The following is a 22,339-nucleotide window of genomic DNA, read 5'->3' as shown; positions in this document are numbered from 1 at the left end:
TTCAGGCGGTTCGTGGTGAACGAAGCGGGATCACGTGTTTCGCGACGACCGAGCGGTTCGAACGCCGGCACCGTCGCGGATCTTGTCCTCACACTCCGGGCAGACGCGCGGATCGTCTACTCCTCGTGGCGTGAAGACACGAGCGTATGCATCGGTTACGAAGTTCCCACAGTTCTGGCATTCCGGCATGATGATCCTCGATTGACGTGTTGGGGCGGACCACACTATAATTCTATCGCCATCGAACGGCGGAAATTACCGGGGCCTCACCGAAGTGGTTGTCCACGACTGTGTCGCGTCGTCATGGGTTTCGGGTGGGTATCTCCGGGGACACTGGTGCTGGGAGTGGTGACCAGCAAGGGAGTGGAACGAGAGGATAACCAGCCAGTGACTCGCACAACAGTGGCGCCGCTATCGGATCAGGTTAGTGCTGTCAAAAAACGGAATCGGTAGCCGGGTATCGTCGTCTACCGTGTTGGCTCCCACCCACAGACGGTACAGGTACTCGCGGAGAGGTCGTGGAGACCGCTACATTCGGGACACTGTTTCTTGTTATACTCTACCTCCCAGTCGAGTCGTTCGACGGTGTGACCGCGGTCAGTGAGGAATTGATCGAAAACATCGTCGCCGGCACCATTGGGTGCGGATGCCATAGGCGTGACAAAGACATGCATGGTCTTAAGTGGTGGGGTCGGTGAAGATCCTGCCGTCTCTTTGGGAAACAGTACCGATACCTGATCTGTTCTGGCGGCGGAGTCCACAATTGATCAGTACCACGGGGCTTTGTCTATGAACCGTCAATCTACTGGTTCCCGACCCGCGGCTTTTTCTCGCTCTCGCCCCAATCAGCGAGCATGAGCGACCTGCGCCTCGATGCGACCCAACTCGATCGCTACTCGAGACACGTAATCATGGACGAAATCGGTCCCGAGGGACAGCAACGGCTCCTCGAGGGACGCATCCTCGTCGTCGGCGCGGGCGGACTGGGTGCACCGGCGATTCAGTACCTCGCTGCGGCGGGTGTCGGCCGCCTCGGTATCGTCGACGACGACGTGGTCGAGCGCTCGAATCTGCAACGCCAGATCGTCCACCGCGATGAGGACGTGGGCCGGCCGAAAGTCGAGAGCGCGGCAGACTACGTTTCGGCGCTCAACCCTGACATCGACGTCGACGCCCACGAGACACGCCTCACCGCCGACAACGTGGACGAACTCGTTTCTGACTACGACCTCGTCCTCGACGCGAGCGACAACTTCGCGACGCGCTATCTGCTCAACGACCACTGCGTACTCACGGAGACGCCGCTCTGTCACGGTGCAATCTACCGCTTCGAGGGGCAGGTAACGACGTTCACGAACGAGCGGGGCGGCGACGCTGAGCGGCCGTGTTACCGGTGTCTCTTCCCCGAAGCGCCCGAACCCGGTACCGTCCCCGACTGTGCGACGACTGGCGTGCTCGGCGTCCTCCCCGGCACCGTCGGCTGCATCCAGGCCACCGAGGCCGTCAAGTACCTGCTCGGCAAGGGCGACCTACTCGAGGGCCGCCTGCTGCTCTACGACGCAATGGATATGACGTTTGAGACGGTGGACGTTCGACCGAACCCGGCGTGTCCGGTCTGTGGCGACGAGCCAGCAATCGAGTCGGTCGAGGACGTCTCCTACGACGGGACGTGCCAGATCTCGGCGGACTGAACCGTTTTCGCGGTCATCGCACTCGTTGAAGTCTCGGAGTCCACGGTGTCGGCGGAGTCATCGACGTCGCGTTCCTACTGCATCGGACAGTTCGTCCAGCCCGACCAGTGCGACACAAGAGATGAACGCGATCGTTCCGAGTTTGCCACCAGCACCCGTCAGCGCCGGCGTCACGGCGAGGTACACGAGTCCGCAGAGCGCGCCAGCCGCTGCGACGTGGCCTATCGGCAACCGCTCGGGGCTCGACATCCCGACGAAGGAGGCACAGAACGCGACCGCGGCGAGCGTCGCGCCGAGTTCGCCCGGGAGCACGAGCGGAAACCCAAGGCCGGCACCGACGCCGACGAGCCCCGAGCCCACGACCGGCCCCAACTCGAGTTCCAGACTCAGCAGGACGGTTGCAACTGCGCTCACGACGGCGACCGGGACGACGAACTGGAGGGATTCCCAGGCGGGCGCGCTCGGCGAGCCGTACTCGAGTCCGGTCAGCGCGACGGCCGCCACGCACCCAAAGAGTGCGATGGTCCCGAGTTTCCCGCCGACGCCACCGAACGTGGCGGTCGTGGCGACGTACGCGAGCCCAGCAATCGCGCCGGCGACGGCGACGTACTCGAGTCCGGGGAACACGGACGGGGAGGCCATTCCGACGAAGGAGCCACAGTAGACGGGAACGGCGACGCGCGGGAGGGCGAGTCCAGCGAGGAGGCCGACGAGCGCAGAGGCGAGTACCGGGCCGAGATCGGCGAAGACGCTCGCGCCGTAGGTGACGACTGCGCCGGCAGTGACAGCGAGCGCGTTCGTGGCGTCAGTTTGGTCGAATGTGCCAGATTCCAGGGAGTCGGGGCTGAAAGAACGGTTTCGTTCAGCGACGACCGCGACCGCGCCGACGAGACCGATACCGAGCTGGAGGCTGTACGTACCGAGCTGGAGACTGTACGCCCCGAGGAGGGGACTGTACGTCCCGCTCTGGAGGGCAGGCGGCACGGCGTGGACGCTGGCGAGCAACACGGCGGGTGTCGCGAGGAGAGCGAGGAAGCCGGCGAACTGGACCGGGCGGTACACACGAGCCAGTCGCTGGAGGGCGACCGAGAGCGTTACGGTTCAGCCCCTCTCGCATCAACTCCGCAACAGGCCGCCGTCGATTGGCACCGACGCGCCGTTCACGAAACTCGCTCGTGAACTCGCGAGAAACGCGACCACGTCGCCGAACTCGGCTGGCTCACCCAGCCGCTCCAGTGGGATTTCGGCCGCGAGTTCGGTGATGCCCGCATCGTAGTCTGCGTACGTGCCGCGCTCGACACCCGCCTCGACGAGTTCCTCGATTCGCGGTGTCTCGATGGTCCCCGGCATAACCGCGTTGGCCCGTATCTCCGGCGCGAACTCGCGCGAAATCGTTTTCACGAGGCCGACGACGGCCCGCCGAACCGAGTTCGACAGCACCAGCCCGTCGGTTACCTCCTGCACCGTCGTCGAGGTGATACAGGTGATCGAGCCCACATCGGACTCGAGTAGGTGCGCGTGAACCTCTTCGACGATCCAGACGACGCTCATCACAAGCAGGTCGTACGCCTGATACCAGTCCTGTTCGTCCGTCTCCAGAAACGTCGTACTCGGCGGTCCACCCGCGGAGGTCACGAGGTGGTCAAGGCCGCCGAACTCGTCGACCGTCCGACTCACCAGTCGGGAGATCTCGTTCGGATCCGTGAGGTCGCACTCGAGTGCGAGGACCTCGCCCGACCCCGCGTCGGCGAGGTCGTCGCGGGCGGCCGCAAGTCGGTCGGGGTCGCGCCCGCAGATAGTGACGTGTGCGCCCTCCGAGGCGAGGGTCGTCGCGCTCGCGAGTCCAAGGCCACTCGAGGAGGCGGTAACCAGTGCTGCGTTACCGTCGAGGTCGAGGTTCATAGGCAGTCGAACCACGTCGGAGACCAAATCGTTCGGGGCACGACCGGCGACTGTGAGCGACAGAAAGTTGCGAGTTGGTCTGTGAAGTGGCCTTGTGCGTGCGGCCAGACTTGCTGTGCCCTCCTGTCACACACCAGCATGTCAATCGCGGTCCTGATGACGAACCCGAACCACACCCTCGGAGGTGACGCCGACGACGATCGGAGCGGCAATCTCGCGACCGGAGACGGCAGCGCCGGCGGCGTCGCTGACAACTTTCATCAGATCCGGGGCGGTGTGGTCGACCTTGACGCCGGCGTCGTCACAGGCGTCGTAGACGAGGTTCGGCACGTCGTAGAGGTCGGTTCCAGCGGGAACGCGGACCCGGACGGGAGCGCGAAGCGCCTCGGCAAAGGCGACCGTTTCGCGGGCTTTCTCGACGTTTTCGCGGGCGCTGGCCTCGATCGAAGAGACGTTCGCGCGGGAGGTCCCGAGTGCGTCGGCGATGTCGGCCTGGGAAGTGTCGCGCTCGCGCAGGGCGAGCACCTGCGCCTGCCGATTCGTGAGTACGCTCGTCTCGGCTTCGAACCCGATCTCGGCGAGCAGTTCCTCGACGTCGTCGATCATGGACACCCCGACCACCCGCTGTTGTGTCGCTGCGTCCCCTGCTGACTGCTACGCCTCGTCTTCGCACACCCGGTACATCGTTCGCGTGGCCCGCCGCTCGATGGCCGGCGGACTGTCTGTGGTCTCGTCCCAGTCGTCGCCTCACCGGGCGCGTCCCACTCCCGTCGTTCCGCTCGTCGCTCCGTCGTGCGGTCCGCTGTTCTCTGCACGCGCCTACTCATACGATAATTACTAGCGGGGGGAAGGATGAAAGCTCTCCCGGTCGCTCGTGCTGCAAGCGCTGTGTGCGAGCGGCTACGAGTGTGTTCGAAGGGGATCAAACGGGCACAACAGCAGACACCGATCAGAACAGGAAAAAGCAAATCGACGGCCGCACGACTGTCCAGGTACCGACGGCCGATCCCTCGAGACGTTGGGGGTCTCGAGTGATCGTGTCGATCAGTTCCCCCAGAAGTTCTCGCGACTTCCGAGGCGTTCGCGTCTCGATGCCCGACCGGTGTTGGATTCGTCGTCCGTTTCGGCGTCAGCGTCCGCATCGTCGCTGTCGCTCTCGTCCGCAGCGGCATCGGCATCGGCATCGGCGTCCGCCGTGTCGTCTTCCGCTTCGCCTTCGTCCTCGTCCATCGGGAGTAATTCGAGTTCTTTTGCACGCGCGTGATTGCTGTGGACGCGGGTGATTTCGACGCGCGCCCGTGCTTCGGGGAGTACGCCGTCGACCATCACGATGAACCCGTCTTCGGTTCGCCCGACGCCAGCGCCGCTTTCGTGCATGTCGACGACGTCGATAACAACCTCCTCGCCGGACTTGACCGGCTGCGTTTTCAGGTCCTCGATCGGCTGGTTGTAGTGTTGACACCACTCCTTGCCGCCGCGGTCGCCGTAGTGTTGACACCCCATCCCCGAGATTCGCGCTGAATAGCTCGGACAATCGTCGGCCAGTGGACAGTCTGCCATACGGTGTACTACCGGCGGTGTCGTTAAACCGTTTCCGTCTTGTACGCGCGAAACCGGTACAAACGGCCGTTCTTCGCCACTCTTGCTGACCAGTCACTGTGCGTTTTCTCCGCCTTCACACCCCGTCTTTGATCGATTGCTCCCACTATCTCCAGGTTCAGTGCAAAACCGACACCACCCGAACTATCAGTTGAACGGAGAGTCCAATACTGTGCGTTTCGAAAACGTTTACGGGTGTGACGTACGAGTGACGAACGATGAAAATCCTCGTTACGGTCAAAGAAGTTGCGACCGTCGAAGACGAGTTCGAAATCGACGGTACTGAAATCGCAGATCAGTACCTCGGTGCAGATCTCAACGAGTGGGACGATTACGCCGTCGAAGAGGCCGTTCAGCTCCAGGAAGCTGGCGTCGCCGACGAAGTTGTCACGGTTACAATCGGCCCCGAAGACTGTGAACAGACCATCCGTCAGGCCCTTGCGAAGGGCGCAGACCGCGCGGTTCGCGTCTGGGACGACTCCCTCGAAGGCGTCGACCTGCTCGACGTCAACGCGAAGACGGAAATCCTCAGTGCCGTCGTCGAAGAAGAGGACCCAGACCTCGTCCTGACCGGCGTTCAGGCCGGCGACGACAGCTTTGGCGCGACGGGCGTTGCCCTCGCTGAAGAGATCGGCTATCAGTGGGGTGCCGTCGTCAACCACCTCGAGCACGAGTTCGACGGCGACACCGCCTCGGTTCGACGCGAACTCGAGGGCGGTGTCGAGGAGCTCACGGACATCGAGCTGCCGGCCGCACTCACGATCCAGACCGGTATCAACGAACCACGCTACGCGAGCCTGCGCGGCATCCGTCAGGCCCAGCGCAAGGAACTCGACGTGAAGAGCCTCGCCGACCTCGGTGTCGACGAGAGCGCCGTCGATTCCGACCTGGAACTCACCGACATGTACGAACCAGAAAGCGAGAGCGACGTCACCGTCTGGGAAGGCAGCGCCGACGAGACGGCTGCAGAGCTGGGTGAACTGCTCCGCGACAAGGGGGTGGCACAATGAGCGACGTCCTCGCAGTCACGGACCACCGCCGTGGCGACCTGCGCGACGTGAGCTACGAAATCATCACCGCAGGCCGCCAGCTTGCAGACGACACCGGCGGCGACCTCCATCTCGCTGTCATCAGCGGCCCCGTCGACAATTTCGCGGAGAAGCTCAACCGCGAGGGCGTCGACGCGATCCACACCGTCTCCCACGGTGAGGAGTTCAACCACGACGTCTACACGCAGACGATCACGCAGCTCTACGACGAGCTCGCACCGCAGTACATCCTTACGCCGAACAGCGTCAATGGCCTCGACTACGCGCCTGCTGTCGCCAACGAACTCGACCTCCCGGTCGTCACCGACACGATCGATCTGTCGGCAAACGGCGAGACGCTGACCGCGACCCGCGAGATGTACGGTGGTAAGGTCGAAACCACGAACGAACTCGAGGGCGACGCCGTCGTCACGATCCGCGGAGCCGAGTGGCCAACCGCCGAAGGCACCGGCGACGCCGCTGTCGAGGCGTTCGATGCAGATATCGACGAGGACGCGATCGGCTCCACCGTCAACGGCTTCGAAGAGGTCGGCGGCGGTGACGTCGACATCAGCGAAGCGGACGTGCTCGTCTCCGTCGGTCGTGGAATCGAAGAAGAGGATAACCTCGAACTCATCCACGACCTCGCAGACGCACTCGACGCGACGGTTTCGTCCTCGCGTCCGATCGTCGACAACGGCTGGCTGCCGAAGAACCGCCAGGTTGGCCAGTCCGGGAAGGTCGTTACGCCTGACGTCTACATCGCGATCGGTATCTCCGGTGCCGTCCAGCACGTTGCTGGCATGAAAGGCTCCGACACGATCGTCGCGATCAACACGGACCCCAACGCGCCGATCATGGACATCGCGGACTACGCGATCCACGACGACCTCTTCGATGTCGTGCCGGCGCTGACCGACCAGTTCCAGTAACCGACGCTTCCCGCGGTCTTTTTTGTCCGCCGTGATCGTGCGTCTCTCGACAGTATGTTACGCATCATACATGTCTGGCTGGCGGTCTATCGATAGCCACCGGCAATCGTAATTATGCCGTTGGAGAGCGTCTCTCTTTTGCTAGTGAGTCATGACAGTCTGACCCATGATTGTTCGAGTGACTGTACAGCAGAATTATAAACCAGTAATTTGATACCACGGATATGACGTTTCGACCGAAGCGACGGGAACTCCTGATGGGGGCTGGTGCTGTGTCACTTGGCGGCCTGGCCGGGTGTCTTTCTGACGTTCCCGGGCTCGAATCGGAGGTAGCGTCCACCGACTCGGTCGGTGGGACGGATCGAACACTCAGACTTGGGATCATGTCTCCGCTGAGCGGGGGACTCGCGAACTTTGGGGAGACAACGCGAGACGCCGCACTGTTACCGATCGAACAGTTCGAGGACGAGATCAACCTCGATATCGACTATACGGTCGTCGATACGGAAACCTCTCCGTCGGCAGGCGTCCAGAGTGCCGCCGAACTCGTCGATGATGGGTATCCGATGGTCAACGGCCCGCTTGCATCCGACGTGACGCTGCAGGCGACCCAGCAGGTGTTGATCCCATACCGGGTAGTCAACTGTTCTGCGGGCGCAACGTCGCCGACGATTACGTCGGTGAACGATGCCGGTCTCATCTTCCGGACGGCACTCTCTGACTCGTTGCAGGCACTTGTCCTCGCTGAACAGGCCGTCACGGACCTCGACACGGAGCGTGCAGCGGTGCTGTACGTCGACAACGACTACGGCTGGCAGCTTACGCAGGCGTTCTCGCAGACGTTCGAGACCGACCACGGCGCGACCGTGACGGCCGAAGTCCCGGTCACCGAGGGTGCAGACTCCTACGACGACGCCATCGAGACGGCAATGGCTGAAGACCCGGAGCTCCTGGTCGTCATCGGCTACCCTGATACCGGCAGACAGCTGTTCGACGACCTGGCCGCAACCGGCGCACGGGACGACGTCGACGTGCTCGTCACCGAGGGGATGCAAGATGGTGACCTTCACGAGTCAACCGATTCCTCGCTCGACGGCATCCGCGGCACCGCGCCAATCGCCAACGGACCGGGCTACGAGACGTTCAGCGAACAGTACGAGAGCGCCTACGGCGAGAGCCCGGGACTCTTTACTGCCCACGCCTACGACGCGACGGCGGCGCTGTTGCTCGCGAACGCCTACGCCGGCCAGAACGAGGGGACGGCAATCAGAAACGCCATGCAGGCTGTCACCTACAGCCCGGGGACAACCATCACGCCCGAAAACCTCGACGAAGGCCTCGAACTCGCCGCCCAGGGTGAAAACGTCGCCTACGAGGGCGCCTCGAGTTCGGTCACGTTCGACCAGCACGGGGACGTCCGCGGTGCGAGCTTCTCCTACTGGGAGTTCGACGAATCGGAAGCTGGTGGTATTACCGAACTCGACCGGGTGAGCGCCTGATGTCGCTGCTTGCCAAACTCGTCCCGTCGTTCATCCGACGGCGATACCTGCTCAAATTCGTCATCTCCATCCTCGCTGTCGTGCTCGTGATCGGTGCTGTCGGTGCCGTCAGTTACGCCGAGATCAACGATACCGTGCGAGCCGACTCGAACGAGCAACTCGAGTCGACCGCCGAACTTCAGGCCGATGGCATCGGTGACTGGATCGAGTCGATGCACGTCCAGACCCGAACAGCGTCTACGTCACCGGGGACTCAGAGCGACGACGTGCAGGCTGTCCAGGCTGCGATCGTCGAAGAACAGGCCCGAATGGGTGTCGACGTGCGAGCGATACACTACGTCGATACGAGCGAGGAAACCGTCCTCACGAGTACCGACGCCGAGATCCGCGACACCGAACTCGCCGCCGTCGACGATCCGTGGGCCGAGACGGACTTTGCCGGCGAACTCTCCTTCGACGAGGACGTCTGGCACTCCGAACAGGCCTACGAGTCCGCTGCCCTCGACGACCAGGTGATGGCCTTCGCGAGCCCCGTCCCCGACCAGGACGACCGCGTCGTCGTCGTCATCGGGACACTCGAGTACCGCGTGGACCAGCTCCAGCAGGACGGTGCGGCGGGATCGACGGCGATTGTTAACGACCGCGGTGAGCCGATCTTCCAGACCGGGCAGAGCGAACTCACCGCGACGACCGACGAGGATGCCATCGAGGCGGCACTCGGTGGTCGACCGGACCGGGTTGAAGACGACGACGTGGTGCAGGCGTACGTGCCGGTCGGCGACACGCAGTGGGTCGCGGTGACGACTGTGCCGACCGACCAGGCCTACGGTGTCGCGAGCGACGTTGGAACGAACGTCATCGCGATGGTGCTCGTGAGTCTGGTTGCGCTCGGCCTCGTCGGCGTCGTACTCGGTCGCCAGACGGTCGTGCCGCTTGCAGAACTGCGCGATCGGACGGAGTCGATGGAGAACGGCGATCTAAACGTCGACTTACAGACGTCGCGCATCGACGAAATCGGTCGCCTCTACGATGGGTTCGACAGCATGCGAACGTCGCTGCGAACCCAGATTGAGGAGGCCGAATCCGCTCGCGCGGACGCCGAGGAGGCCCGCGCAGAGACCGAGGCGATGAACCAGCATCTCGAGTCGAAGGCCGACGAGTACCGCGACGTGATGGAGGTCTGTGCCGAGGGTGATCTTACCCGGCGGCTCGACCCCGAGAGTGAGAACGAGGCGATGACCGACATCGCTCACGCGTTCAACGAGATGGTCGAAGAACTCGAGGCGACGACGGCTCACGTCACGTCCTTCGCGAACGAGGTGGCCGTCGCCAGCGAGGAGGTCACGGCCAGCGCCGAGGAAGTGCGCTCTGCCTCCGGACAGGTCAGCAACTCTATTCAGGAGATTTCCGACGGTGCAGACCGACAGAACGAGAAGCTGCAGGCGGTCTCCGACGAGATGAGCGGGCTCTCGGCGACGACCGAGCAGATCGCTGCGTCCTCGAACCAGGTCGCAGATATCGCAGAGCAGACGGCAGAGACCGGCCGCTACGGCCGCGAAGCCGCGCGTGACGCAATCGAGGGAATGCACGAGATTGAGGCCGAATCGACCGAGACCGTCGAAGCGATCGAAGAACTGACCGCGGAGATGGAACAGATCGACGAACTGATCGAGTTCATCACCGAGGTCGCCCGCGAGACCAACATGCTCGCGCTGAACGCGAACATCGAGGCCTCCCGCAGCGGTGACGGGGACTCCCAGGGTGACGGCTTCGCGGTCGTCGCCGCCGAGGTCAAGGAACTGGCCGCAGACACGAAGGAGACGGCCGAAGACATCGAGGAGCGCTTAGAACGGATTAACGACCGCACCGAGCGGACCGCGACGGAGGTCCAGAAGACCGCGGACAAGATCTCCTCGCACGTCGACGCCGTCGAGAACGCCGCGGAGGCACTCGACGAGATTGCAGACTACGCACAGGAGACCAACGACGGCGTCCAGGAGATTTCGGCGACCACCGAACAGCAGGCGGCCTCGACCCAGGAAGTCGTCGCGATGGTCTCGACCGCGACCGAAATCTCCGACGCGACGGCGACCGAATCCCAGCGCGTTGCCGCTGCTGCGGAGGAACAGACCTCTGCGCTCTCCGAAGTCACGAAGAGCGCCGGCTCGCTCGCCAATCAGGCCTCGCAGCTCAACGAGATGCTCGACCGTTTCGACACCGACGCTGCCAGCGACGCGGCGGTCGACGACCTCGAGGATCTCGACACACGCGAGACCGGTGACGTCCTCGGCGGTGAGTACGACGATGCCACTGGCACTGACGATACAGCTGACGAGGGGGCCACACTCGAGTTCGATGAGAACGTGGTTTCGTCGTCCAACGCGGATGATGTGGGTGCTGGCGAGGAGGGCGACGCTGTGAGCGGACGTGGTAGCGACGCTGCAGACGATGGTGACGCTGTGAGCGGACGTGGTAGCGACGCTGCAGACGATGGTGACGCTGTGAGCGGACGTGGTAGCGACGCTGCAGACGATGGTGACGGGGACGACGAACCGGTCGACGATCCGTTCACCTACGACGAGGTCAGCGACGGCAGTAACTGAGTTCGCTGTCACGTCTCTTCTTGGGTTCCGTTGTCCGTTTTTCTCATCATCGTCCCCAGCCGCCGCTCTGTATCGGCGTCCCACCGCTATCGTCTCACGCGACAGGAGAGTGGCAGAAGAGTGATAGAAGAATGATGGAAGAATGATGGAAGAGTAACAAAAACGAACTGTCCGCACCGTGGGACGCGACACGGACTCACGCGCCGTCTTCCGAACCGTCACGTACTTTTTACCACCTGCCTAAACGCTGGCAATGGAACTGCTGGAGCGCCGGCGGGCGCTGATCGAGGAGCGACTCCACGAGGTCGTCGACGGCGTCGACCCGGAGACGCTCAGCGATGAGGTTCGCCACGTCACGCTCTCCGGAGGCAAGCGCGTCCGACCCATGGTCACGATTCTCGCCTGCGAGACCGTGGGCGGGACCGCAGAGGACGCTGTCGAGTTCGGCGTCGGCATCGAACTCGTTCACAACGCCTCGCTCGTCATCGACGATATCATCGACCGCTCGGAGCTGCGCCGTGGCACCGAAAGCGCCTGGGCCGAGTTCGGCTACGGACCGGCGATCATCACCAGTGACGGCCTTCTCGGGGAAGCCTTCGATCTCTTCGCGTCCGACCCCGACGCGATGCGCGTCGTCACCGAGTCGATGGTCGAACTCGGCGTCGGCGAGGCGACCGAACTCTCCGCCATGCCGTCGAACGAGGAGGAGTACATGACACTCGCACGCCGCAAGACCGGCGCGCTCTTTCGCGCCGCGGCCGAACTCGGTGCGATCGCGGCCGACTCTGATGCCGTCACGGTCGAAGCCCTCGGCGAGTACGCAGAACGCGTCGGCATCGCCTTCCAGATCAGAGACGACGTGCTGGACGCGGTCGCCGACGCCGAGGAACTCGGCAAACCGACCGGCCACGACGCCGAGATGGACCGCCCCTCGGTCGTGCAGGTGACCGATCTCACACCCGAGGAAGCCAACGCACGCGCCCGAGCGGAGGCCGACCGCGCACTCGAGGCGCTCGACCGTGTCGACGTTGCCGACCCAACTGCTGAAGGATATCTCCGAGAACTTGCGGAGTTCGTCGTCGAACGCGAGCGATAGCGCCCTCACATCCACGTCCCCGAAAAATCTACGAATCGACGGCGACGGTCGCCGTCAGTGTGCTCCGTCCGCCTTCGCCCGCTCTTCTTGCTCTGTTTCCGCGTCTCCCGTCGACTCCGACAACCGTGACTCGACGATCGCAAACGCCAGCGTACTCACGATCCCCAGCAGCGTCCCCGCCGTCAGCGCCGCCGCGAGAAACCCAATCCCCGCCTCATCGAGGAAGAACGCACTCACCGCATAGAGGACGACCGCGATCGACAGCACGTAGAACGGCGCGTTGAGATAGCGCCACTCGAGTGTCCCCGCGATGTACTCGTCGGTGATCTGGCCGAGGCTGGTGGTCACGCCCGCGGCGGCGAGCCACTGGACCGAGCCGTAGACCAGCGCCGAAATCATGACGGGAACGCCGACGTCACCGGTCGTTTCCGCCTGGACTGACTCAAGCGTATTCACCCCGCTCACGCCACCGAGGACGAACAGTGCCGCCGCGACGACGTACGCGAGCAGAGTCGTCCGCCCGGCGTACAGCGACCGCCGAGCGCGCTCGACGGCTGTGTCGAGTCGCTCGCCGAGTCCGAGGCCGCGGGAGATGAGATAAAAGCCGAGCAGCGCCGACGTCGTCCCGAGTACGAAGCCGGGCATCTCGAGTGCGCTGCCGATCAGCGCGAGCGGGTAGATAAGCAACAGGATGCCGAGCGGGATCAGGATCGTTCCCCGCGTTTCGGGGTCGTCGAGCACCTGCTTGATCGTGTAGTACATCGACTCGAGGTCCTGGGCCTGTCTGACGACGACGCGTCTGACGCCGTCGATCGGCACGCGTGAGCGGATGATCGGGATGACGGATTCGTCCTGTGCGCCGTCGGTGACGACGAGGGTGGTGACGTCCTCCGAGGTGGAGAGACTCGCGAGGACGGTGTCAACCTCGTCGCCGACTTCGCGGTTAGCGTTGACGTCGCCCTCGTCGTTGCCAGTGACGACGGCGACTTCGACGCTCTCGTCGCGTGCGTCCAGGTCGTCGTAGATGTGCAACCCCTGGAAGATGACGTTGACGTCCGAATCCTCCGGGTCCGCGGTCGCGAGCGCGACGCCTGCCTCTTCGACGGAATCACGGCCGATAACCGGCGTCGAGAACCCGGTCTTGCGGCCGAGGTCGTCGTCGAGGTCGACACAGAGGACCAGCAGCATCGCCCGAATGTTCGTCGGGGCGGTATATGCCTTTTCTGGGCTGTCCGCGTTCTGGCCGTTGCAACTGTCCTGCCAGACTCCGAAGATCCGTGTGAACCACCAACACTGCTCGAATCGACCGTCACAGCAGTCTGGATCCGTGCGGTTTTTGAACGCGCGCCGATAACCCAGTGTACTGAATGATCTCGAAGGGCTGTGAGCAGTGCGCGAAGGGTGGCAAGATGGTGCTGTTCGTCTACGGCTACTGCGATCAGCGCGACTGCTTTTACTGCCCACTTGGCGAGAATCGCAAGAACGTCACCGACGTCTACGCGAACGAACGCCGCGTCGAGTCCGACGAGGACGTCCTTGAGCAGGCCTACCGAATGGACGCTCTCGGCACCTCGATCACGGGCGGCGAACCACAGGAGGCACTCGAGCGCACCTGCCACTATCTCGAACTTCTGAAGGACGAGTTCGGCGAGGACCACCACACCCATCTCTATACGGGTATCACGGGTGGCCGCGAGAACATGCGCAAACTCTCGGAGGCCGGCCTCGACGAAATTCGGTTCCACCCGCCGTACGAACTCTGGGGTGACCTCCACGGCACCGAGTGGGAGGACATCCTCTACATCGCTCGTGAGGAGGGACTCACCCCCGCGTTCGAGATTCCCGGCATCCGCGCGGAAGAAGAGTTCCTCGAGTTCCTCGATGAGGGCGCAGCGGACTTCTGCAACGTCAACGAGTTCGAAATGTCCCAGGGGAACTACCGCCGGATGCAGGAAGAGGGCTACGAACTCAAAGAAGGCCACATGAGCGCCGTCGACGGTTCTCGAGACGACATTCTCGACGTGATGGGCGACCACGAGCGCGTCTACTTCTGTACCTCCGTGTTCAAGGACGCCGCCCAGCACCGCCGTCGACTGAAACGCATGGCCCGCAACGTCCGCCGCGAGTTCGACGACGTGACCGACGACGGCACGCTGGTCTACGGGAAGACCTACACCGAACCGGAACGGTTCGCTGAACTCGGCGTTCCCAAAGAGTTCTACACCGTCAAGTCCGAGCACGTCGAAGTCGCCTGGTGGCTCTTAGAGGAGATGATCGAAGAGGGCGACCTCGATGACGGCGAAATCGTCGAGCAGTATCCGAGCTACGACGGGCAGGTCGTCGAGCGAACGCCGTTAGCGTAAGCGGACACCGGTAGCGTAAGCGGACACCGGTAGCGTAACCACGTCCGGACCCATTTCTTTCCGCTATCCAAGCCGGTTGACTGCATCGTCGTCCCAGTATCCGCGAAGCAGCGAGTACACACACCCGAACACGAAGAGACCGGTTGCAACGATGCCGAGCATTTCCATACGAACAACTGTGTGCCGCGAACGAACTACCTATTGAGAATGGGTTTCCAGACGTCACACCACTGGTCGCTAGCGCATCACCGATCCTGACCACGCACATTCCAGAGCCATCGTCCGCCGATAATCGATTGTCGTGTCCAGCTACTACTCGATCATCGTGTTCTCGAGACCGCGTACCGAACGTTTCACATACAACCCGAAGTTCAGTCGATCTCCGTCGGATCGACTTCCGGCAACGTAATCAGATTCTCACGGCCGATCCGCAACTTCTCGATCTGGCCATCCTCATCCATCTGCGACAGCAACTGCGACACCTTCGCGTTCGACCAGCCCGTCTCCGAGACGATCGCCGCCTGCTTCATTCGACCACCGTTGCCCGCGAGCATCCGCTGGACACGCTCTTCGTCGCTCAACAACTCGGGGTCAATATCCTCGTCCGCAGGCTCGGTGAACTCGAGTTGTGTGCCGTCGTCACCGGCGTTTGATGTTGCCGGTACGGATTCCGGTTCTGGGGAGTGAGTGGCCGGCCTGCCCTGAGAGGACGGCGTCGGTTTGGATTGCTCGGTTGCGTCTGCGCTTGCGTTCTCCGCTGCGTCGGTACCGAGAAGCGCAGCGATCTGTGGCTCTCCTGGGAGTGGGTCGTCCCTGCTGTACCGATAGGCGGCGAGACCGACGAATGCGAGGGCGAGAGTGAGTGCAACGGCACCGAGTGTCAGTGGGAGTGAGAGCCACGAGAAGTCACTGGGCGGCTCGGCACCGCGCAGGAAGACGATCTCGAACTCGTCATCGCTGAACTCGTGATACCCATTCCAGGTCAGTTGCGTTGGCGTCTGGAGACCGTAATTACTGGGCGACTCGATGACGAGACGCTGTCCGTCGTGGAGCACGGAAATGGCTGGGCGGTCACTGCCGTCCACCTGGAGTGCATCACCGAGGTAGATCCGGTCGCCGTCCGTGTCGGCGAAGTTCGTCCAGGTGAACGTGTATGTAATGACGCCAATTTCAGTTCCGTCGTGGGTTCCTTCGGGATCATTTTCTGTTTCGATATCGTCGTCGTACGATCGGGTCTCGTAGCTGTCCCAGCCAGCGCCGACGATCGACATCTCTCGATCGGTATTGGCGTCAGCGTATGTTACTTGCTGGCGAACGTCCTGTATCGGTGTCTCGACACCACGTTCGTTAGCAACGACGGCCGCTGCGTAGTCGTTGAACGCGTCGATCTCATCCGCATCGTCGAGAACGAAACGGTATTCTAGACTCCAGTGGGCGTCGCCGTTGTCATTGACGGTGATCCGGGTGATGTGTTCAATTTCGGCGGGCTGACCGTAGGATGGATCAACCGAACTCTGTGAGAAGGCCGCAGGCTGTTCGAGTGCTGTCTCATATTCGGCACTAGGTGCAGAAGCTGGATTGCCAGCGGCTGCAGTCGGCGTCGCGGCCACCGGACCGAAGGCGGCTGTGACGAGGAGGGCAACGAGGGTGAGTGTAACGGCGGTGGACAACCGCATACCTATCAACTGGTGGTTTCCCGGGGGAAAAAACCCTTTCCATCGACAAATAAAACGTTATTAGCGCTCCTAAAACGTCATCAGGGTAGATAACAGCGTCTTACTGCAGTAGGTAACTCGTCAAAATCTCCCACAAATAATTTCGTCTCGCACGACAGTCACCGTAAACTGAGTTGAAATCAGTGTAAAACCCGATCGTCTGCGGCGTGTTTCAGTCAGCACACCTCGAATAGGCGGTCGATAGTCGGTAACAGTCCCTTTCAGTATTCACGGAAAAGGTAATACATTACAAACTGAACAGTAACAGGACTGTGTAGTGTTGCGAATCGGTGAGTTCGTAAGTGCGACCAGTTTTTGTATCAGGAGTTCCTACAGCGGCACAATGAACAACGCGACCCCTGTCCTCCTCGCGTTGCTTCTCGTCTGTTCGCTACCCGCGATTTCGATTGTCGCGGCATCTCCATCGCATGGAGCCTCCGGCGACGTTGACGAGCAGCAGTCCCTCCAGCAGAGTACAACCGCACAGGAACCCTCCTCGCCAGTCGAGATCGAAAACACGTCGAATCAGTTACCGCTTACTGGTGACATTCGGGGTTCACACACGGTTTCTGAATCGAATCTCGGCACCTCGTTTGCGAAGACCACGACACAGCTGCAAGTCGACCAGCAGCAGTACGTACTCACAGAGCGAGATCTAGACGAGCTAGACGGTGAAGATCGTGAGCAACGGATTCAGACAGCATACGAAAATACGAAAGACCAGATTGACGCACTCGAAACACGTGAACGCGAGGCAGTCCTCGCCCATCAAAATGGAGATCTTTCCGATGGGGAACTGGTACAGGTCTTGGTAGAGAACTACTATGAAGCGTCTGCGCTCGAAGAAACACTGTTTGCCCTCCAGAACGACGACGATATCGATGTGGTTCCTTCGCAGCGACAACAATTCCGTGCAGACAGAACGCTTCTCGAATTCCAGACGACAGCAATTCGTGAAACTCTCGCCGAAGCCAACGAGGCTGGGAATCCCAACACGTCGTATGAATTCCGCATTCAGACTTCAGAGAGCGGATACCGACTCTCGGCACTCGACGGCGACACGTACAGTACAGAGACGGTTCGGTTCGACAACCGTGATGCAGACGCACCAAACCGGTATGAATCGATTGATCAGATGATCGAAGACATTACGGCGCAATATCCGTGGGCTCACGATCACGGTTCACCACACTATCAGGACAATAGCCTCGAGAACCTCTACTGGGTCGATCTCCCCCACGATAACGGGCAGCTAGATATCTACGTCGATGCCGGAACAGGTGATGTCTATCGAGAGGCACAGGAGGTCTCAGTCGAGTCACTACCGACAGTAGAGACGGAGACAAAATCGACGGGACGAATCGAACGAACGTTCGACAAAACACCATCAATCGGTCCCACGGTACTGACTGTCACCGAAGATGGCAGCGACGAGCCACTTCAGGCGACTATCAGAGTCGATGGACGAGAAATTGGTGCAACGGACGAGAACGGTTCGATAACGTATCTCCCACCCGCTGATTCGTACAATATTACCATCGACGGTGAGACAGAGAGCGTTTCGGCACCGGTCTCGAACGGTTAACCCCATATCCCGGCGCAGATTCTGACTCAGGCTCTGGTTCACCCTTCCCAACCAGCTACTGACTGCGGCTTGCTCCTGTCGTCTCACCGTCCTCCCTGGCCGACGGTTTATACCGGAAGACAGACCCAACTCCGTCCGTGTGTGCGGTTCGTCGTCGTCCGTCGCGCCGGTCGAGTGCACTATGCGATCCGTCGCGAGCAGTCAATCCTGTCATCGGTACCATTGCGCTGCTTGCGCTTACTTGTCTCCTCGTCGCCGTTCTCGCCGTCATCGTTTCCGGGTGGAGCCTCGGTGGGCCCGCCCCTGTCGCAACGTTCGATCTCTCGGCTGACGCCGAAACTGGCACACTCTCCTTCGAACACACGGCTGGCGATCCACTTGACGTGGAAGACCTATCGCTACACGTGACCGTCGATGGCACCGAACTCGAGTACCAGCCGCCAGTTCCGTTCGTCGGTGCGGAGGGATTTAACGGGAGTCCGGAGGGGCCGTTCAATGCGAAGAGTGAGTCCCTCTGGGGAGTGGGCGAGCAGGCGAGCGTTACGATTGCGGAAACGAACGATCCAGTACTCGAGTCGGGGTCGACAGTTCGGGTGGTGGTCGTTGTAGAAGGGACACAGATTGGGGAACTCGAGTCGGTTGCGGAGTGAGTATGGGGTAGTTTCGGCGTGCGGTGTGAGTGTTGTTTGAGACGCCTCGTATGCTGGCGTGTCTTGCGGGCGAGCAACGTCGGAAGTGGTGGCAGTGTCAGCACGTTCGAGGTGGAGCCTCGGTCTCAAGTCGTGAGGGATCGGAGATCTCGCTGACCATCCGAACGGGCCTTCGGCCGTGAGGGGAGAGCGAGGGCTTCCGACTGGTCGGAAGCGCGAAGCGAGTAGGCGAGGGGGACAGCGAGAAGTAGCGGCAGTCGAGTGGAACGACTGGTTCGAGTCTCGGACGCGGCCAGTTCACTGCGGTGCGCGGCCAATCGTCGTAATCGCAACGTCGGGATCGTAGGACGGCCCGATGAACGCGTGTTTGACGTCCTCGAAACCGGCGCGTTTGAACATCTCGTCGGCCTCGTACTCGTCATAGAACAGCATGATTGAGTCGGCGAGGTGCTGGGCGACGACGTTGTCCGGATAGTTGGGGCCGACGACCAGCACTTGCCCGCCGGGCTTCAGAACGCGGCGGAACTCGCGGAGCGCGAGAATGGGGTTCGGCCAGTACTCGATCGAACCAGAGGACCAGACGACGTCGAACGTATCGGTCGCGAACGGGAGCCGTTCGGCGTCGCCACGGTGAAAGTGCACTGGCGGGGCGTGCTTGCCGAACTTCGCGTAGGCCTGCTCGAGTTGGTGTTCGCTCTGGTCGAGTGCGTACACTTCCTCGACGTGCTCGAGGAGCCCCTCAGTCGCAAAGCCGGTGCCACAGCCCACGTCGAGCACGGTCATGTCCTCCTCGAGGTCGAGCAATGACAGCGCGTCCGCACGCATGTCCTCGTTCCAGATGAAGGGGTTCACCTGATCGTAGACCTTCGAGAGGTACTTGTAGAACAGCCGTGCACGGGCTTTGTTCTCGAGAATTCCCATTGTCGAAGGGGTTTTCGGCGGACCGGGATATGTCTGCTGTTCCGCGCCGGAGCGCGCCGGCGCGAACGCCACCGAGGCAGTGGTTCGAGGCGGCTCGAGCTGAGGTACTTTCGCAACTACCATATACGCGCTGTCGCAAACGTTCCCTTGCTTAGAGTATGCCGAGGCCACAGGTTCTCGAACGAATTAAGTCGGCGGAGGAAGAGGCCGACGAGATCGTCGCATTGGCAGACAACGACCGCGACGAGCGGATAGCCGAGGCCCGGGAACGTGCCGAGGAGATTCGCACGGAAGCGGAACAAGAGGCGCGAGATCTCAAAGAACGTCGCCTGGAGGAGGCGCGTGACGAGATCGACCAGGAGTGCGAACGCGTCCTCGAGGAGGGTGAACAGGAGCGCGAGGCGCTAGCCGAGCGTGCCCAGAACCGAGTCGACGAGGTGACGGACCACGTCGTCTCCCTGTTCCAGGAGGACGTCCATGCTCAGACCTGAACGGATGAGCAAGGTCTCGGTGACCGGCTCCAAGGGCGTTATGCCCACGGTCATCGAGACGATCCACGAGCTGAATCTGGTGCATCTCTCGGACTACGACGGCTCCTGGGAGGGGTTCGATAACGGCAACCCGATCGAGGGTGCCGACGACGCCTCCGAGAAACTCGTCACCGTCCGGGCACTCGAGAGTACCCTCGGGCTGTCCGAAGCGGAGGCATCGGGCCAGGGGACACTCGCGGAGAACTGGGAGCAGCGACTGGAGGAGGTTCGCACGCGGATCAACGAACTCGACGACCAGCAAACTGAGGTTCGTGAGGAGCTCCGACAGGTCGACGAACGGATCGACCGCGTCGCGCCCTTCGCGGAACTCGGTATCGATCTCGACCTGCTGTCGGGGTACGACACGGTCGACGTGCTCGTCGGTGAGGGCTCGGAGGCAGAGGTTCAGGCTGCACTCGAGGCAGCCGAGGACATCCGCGCCTACGAGACGTTCACCAGTGGTGACGTCGTCGCAATCGTCGCTGCACCGACCGGTGAGATCGATCCGGTCGAAGACGCTGGCGACGCCGACAACGTCATCGACGACGCGCTCGTCGGCATCGAGTTCACGCGATACGACGTGCCGGACACCGAACAGAGTCCGTCGGCGTACGTCTCCGAACTCGAGGATCGCAAGTACGAACTCGAGTCCCGGATCGACGAGATCGACGACGAACTCGAACGTATCGAGCGCGAGGAGGGTTCGTTCCTGCTCCAGCTCGAGGCGGAGCTGACCATCGAGGTTCAGCGTGCGGAAGCGCCGCTGCAGTTCGCGACGAGCGACCGGGCCTTCATCGCCGAGGGCTGGGTTCCGTCCGACGAACTCGAGCGGCTCAAAACAGCCCTGCGAAATGCGGTCGGCGACAGCCTCGAGATCGAAGAACTCGAGCGCGCGAGCTACGACCGCCACGGTCGGACCCATACGGATGGCGTCCACCAGGGAACGCAGGATGCGAAAGAAGGCGACGAACCGTCGGCTGATGCAGACGAAGACGACCAGCAACAACAGAAGGCCGTCACGGATGGCGGCTCTGCGGTGACGATGGGCGACGAACCGCCGACGATTCAGGATAATCCGTCGGCGGCGAAGCCGTTCGAAATGCTGGTCCAGGCAGTCAATCGGCCGAAGTACAACGAACTCGATCCGACGATTTTCCTGTTCCTGACGTTCCCACTGTTCTTCGGATTCATGATCAGTGACGTCGGGTACGGGCTGCTGTACGTCCTGATCGGGTTCTACATGTACAAGGGATTCGATAGCCCAGGAATCTCGAGTCTCGGTGGCGTTGCGATCTGGGCTGGCGCGTTCACGATCCTCTTCGGGATCCTGTTCGGCGAGTTCTTCGGCCTACACGAACTCGGCTACATGATCTTCGGCGAGGGCGGCGCGCCGATGGGCGATAAGGGACTCTCACCAGCGACGGCTGACTTCGTCTACGCGTGGCTGATCGTCGCCGTTGCACTCGGTGTGATGCACCTGAACATCGCCTGGATTCTCGACTTCATCGAGAACATCCAGCACGGCCACGGTCTCTGGGGTGCGATTACCCACAGTGGCTCGTGGCTCCTGATGCTGAACGGGATCTGGATCTGGGTGTTTACGCCGCAGGCTGCCGGCGTCAAGCCGGAGTTCATCTTCACGGCCTTCGACGGCCAGCCGTTCGACTTCGGCTTCAGCGGCTTCGATATGATGACGGTATTCACCGTCCCGGCCGATATCGCCTATCTCGGCGGTTTCGAAGCCACCTTCCCGTTCCTGATGGTTATTGCAGGGATCGTCCTGCTCGCCATCGGTGACCCGGTCGAACTCGCAGAGTTCGCGATGCCGTTCGCACACGTCGTCTCGTACGCCCGGATGACGGCCGTCCTGCTCGCAAAGGGTGGGATGGCGTTCGTCGTCAACCTGCTGACCTTCGGTGCCTACGAGACGACAGACGGAAGCCGCCCGTTCGCCGCACCGTGGAACGAGATCCCTGAGGGATCCGTCGAGATGTTCCCCGGACTCTTCCACATGGGCGACGGCGCGGTTGCAATTGCCGCCTTCGCATTCGGTGTAGTCGTCCTGATCCTTGGCCACATTCTGGTCTTGTTACTTGGTATCACAAGTGCCGGATTACAGGGTATCAGGCTCGAGTACGTCGAGTTCTTTGGGAAGTTTTATGATGGCGGTGGAAAGAACTACGAACCGTTCGGAGACGATCGAACCCGCAGTGAGGACTAAGTAA

General features: G+C 61.8%; 20 protein-coding genes. 11 read left to right on the top strand and 9 right to left on the bottom strand.

The genetic code is table 11. The features are described 5' to 3' along the window. Positions 1-30: 30 nt before the first annotated feature. Both NMAG_RS22830 and NMAG_RS06705 read right to left on the bottom strand, forming a co-directional pair. Positions 31-189 (bottom strand): DUF7563 family protein, encoded by a 159-nt coding sequence (locus NMAG_RS22830; protein ID WP_012996513.1) that lies wholly within the window; start codon positions 187-189, stop codon positions 31-33. A gap of 278 nt (positions 190-467) precedes the next feature. Further along, positions 468-653 (bottom strand): HVO_0416 family zinc finger protein, encoded by a 186-nt coding sequence (locus NMAG_RS06705; protein WP_004268093.1) that lies wholly within the window; start codon positions 651-653, stop codon positions 468-470. 201 nt (positions 654-854) lie between these two features. On the opposite strand from NMAG_RS06705, the gene ubaA reads away from it, so the two are divergent. Beyond that, positions 855-1,691, top strand: coding sequence for an SAMP-activating enzyme E1 (ubaA, locus tag NMAG_RS06700; protein WP_004268091.1), 837 nt, complete (start codon positions 855-857; stop codon positions 1,689-1,691). A 57-nt stretch (positions 1,692-1,748) separates the two neighbouring features. Here the strand turns inward: ubaA and NMAG_RS06695 are convergent, their stop codons facing one another. From NMAG_RS06695 to NMAG_RS06680, 4 genes are all read right to left on the bottom strand, one after another. Further along, a complete protein-coding gene (locus tag NMAG_RS06695; RefSeq protein WP_004268089.1) occupies positions 1,749-2,753 on the bottom strand; it encodes a hypothetical protein in 1,005 nt (334 codons plus the stop codon). A gap of 54 nt (positions 2,754-2,807) precedes the next feature. Next, positions 2,808-3,593, bottom strand: a complete 786-nt coding sequence (locus tag NMAG_RS06690) for an SDR family oxidoreductase (RefSeq protein ID WP_004268087.1) — start codon at positions 3,591-3,593, stop codon at positions 2,808-2,810. A 141-nt stretch (positions 3,594-3,734) separates the two neighbouring features. Further along, positions 3,735-4,205, bottom strand: coding sequence for a Tfx family DNA-binding protein (locus NMAG_RS06685; protein ID WP_394295572.1), 471 nt, complete (start codon positions 4,203-4,205; stop codon positions 3,735-3,737). Between the two features lie 432 nt (positions 4,206-4,637). Beyond that, on the bottom strand, positions 4,638-5,153 hold the full coding sequence (locus tag NMAG_RS06680) for a TRAM domain-containing protein (protein WP_004268076.1): 516 nt from the start codon (positions 5,151-5,153) through the stop codon (positions 4,638-4,640). Positions 5,154-5,410: 257 nt separating this feature from the next. On the opposite strand from NMAG_RS06680, the gene NMAG_RS06675 reads away from it, so the two are divergent. The 5 genes from NMAG_RS06675 to NMAG_RS06655 all read left to right on the top strand — a co-directional run bounded on the left by NMAG_RS06675 (position 5,411) and on the right by NMAG_RS06655 (position 12,350). Then, entirely contained in the window at positions 5,411-6,202 is a 792-nt protein-coding gene (locus tag NMAG_RS06675; protein ID WP_004268074.1) for an electron transfer flavoprotein subunit beta/FixA family protein, read from the top strand. Continuing rightward, entirely contained in the window at positions 6,199-7,152 is a 954-nt protein-coding gene (locus NMAG_RS06670; RefSeq protein ID WP_004268071.1) for an electron transfer flavoprotein subunit alpha/FixB family protein, read from the top strand. Before NMAG_RS06675 ends, NMAG_RS06670 begins: the two co-directional genes overlap by 4 nt. Positions 7,153-7,376: 224 nt before the next feature. Further along, the gene (locus NMAG_RS06665; protein WP_004268066.1) at positions 7,377-8,651 is read left to right on the top strand and encodes an ABC transporter substrate-binding protein; all 1,275 of its coding nucleotides are present in this window, start codon (positions 7,377-7,379) and stop codon (positions 8,649-8,651) included. Further along, complete coding sequence (locus NMAG_RS06660) at positions 8,651-11,254, top strand: methyl-accepting chemotaxis protein (protein WP_004268064.1); 2,604 nt, start codon at positions 8,651-8,653, stop codon at positions 11,252-11,254. Before NMAG_RS06665 ends, NMAG_RS06660 begins: the two co-directional genes overlap by 1 nt. Positions 11,255-11,507: 253 nt before the next feature. Continuing rightward, positions 11,508-12,350, top strand: a complete 843-nt coding sequence (locus NMAG_RS06655; RefSeq protein WP_004268062.1) for a polyprenyl synthetase family protein — start codon at positions 11,508-11,510, stop codon at positions 12,348-12,350. A gap of 54 nt (positions 12,351-12,404) precedes the next feature. Here NMAG_RS06655 and NMAG_RS06650 read toward each other — a convergent pair whose 3' ends face one another. After that, positions 12,405-13,538: a DUF373 family protein gene (locus NMAG_RS06650; protein ID WP_004268059.1), complete on the bottom strand. Its 1,134-nt coding sequence runs from the start codon at positions 13,536-13,538 to the stop codon at positions 12,405-12,407. Positions 13,539-13,717: 179 nt separating this feature from the next. Between NMAG_RS06650 and NMAG_RS06645 the strand changes: the two genes are divergently transcribed. Beyond that, complete coding sequence (locus tag NMAG_RS06645; protein WP_004268057.1) at positions 13,718-14,713, top strand: radical SAM protein; 996 nt, start codon at positions 13,718-13,720, stop codon at positions 14,711-14,713. Between the two features lie 371 nt (positions 14,714-15,084). Here NMAG_RS06645 and NMAG_RS06640 read toward each other — a convergent pair whose 3' ends face one another. Next, entirely contained in the window at positions 15,085-16,389 is a 1,305-nt protein-coding gene (locus tag NMAG_RS06640; RefSeq protein WP_004268054.1) for a helix-turn-helix transcriptional regulator, read from the bottom strand. 382 nt (positions 16,390-16,771) lie between these two features. On the opposite strand from NMAG_RS06640, the gene NMAG_RS06635 reads away from it, so the two are divergent. Continuing rightward, positions 16,772-18,013: a DUF7096 domain-containing protein gene (locus tag NMAG_RS06635; protein WP_004268053.1), complete on the top strand. Its 1,242-nt coding sequence runs from the start codon at positions 16,772-16,774 to the stop codon at positions 18,011-18,013. Between the two features lie 137 nt (positions 18,014-18,150). Beyond that, positions 18,151-18,663 (top strand): type IV pilin, encoded by a 513-nt coding sequence (locus NMAG_RS06630; protein WP_004268052.1) that lies wholly within the window; start codon positions 18,151-18,153, stop codon positions 18,661-18,663. 297 nt (positions 18,664-18,960) lie between these two features. On the opposite strand, the gene NMAG_RS06625 is transcribed toward NMAG_RS06630, so the two are convergent. After that, positions 18,961-19,584 carry a methyltransferase domain-containing protein gene (locus NMAG_RS06625; protein WP_004268051.1) on the bottom strand — a complete coding sequence of 208 codons (624 nt, stop codon included), beginning with the start codon at positions 19,582-19,584 and terminating at the stop codon, positions 18,961-18,963. 158 nt (positions 19,585-19,742) lie between these two features. On the opposite strand from NMAG_RS06625, the gene ahaH reads away from it, so the two are divergent. Both ahaH and NMAG_RS06615 read left to right on the top strand, forming a co-directional pair. After that, on the top strand, positions 19,743-20,075 hold the full coding sequence (gene ahaH / locus NMAG_RS06620; RefSeq protein WP_004268047.1) for an ATP synthase archaeal subunit H: 333 nt from the start codon (positions 19,743-19,745) through the stop codon (positions 20,073-20,075). Positions 20,076-20,079: 4 nt separating this feature from the next. Continuing rightward, the gene (locus NMAG_RS06615; RefSeq protein WP_004268045.1) at positions 20,080-22,335 is read left to right on the top strand and encodes a V-type ATP synthase subunit I; all 2,256 of its coding nucleotides are present in this window, start codon (positions 20,080-20,082) and stop codon (positions 22,333-22,335) included. The last annotated feature ends 4 nt before the right edge of the window (positions 22,336-22,339 follow it).

Origin of the sequence: Natrialba magadii ATCC 43099, assembly GCF_000025625.1 — an archaeon.
In the GTDB taxonomy this organism is placed as follows: Archaea; Halobacteriota; Halobacteria; order Halobacteriales; family Natrialbaceae; genus Natrialba; species Natrialba magadii.
Note: the sequence above shows the minus strand (reverse complement) of the source record. Positions and strands in the feature narration are given on the sequence as shown.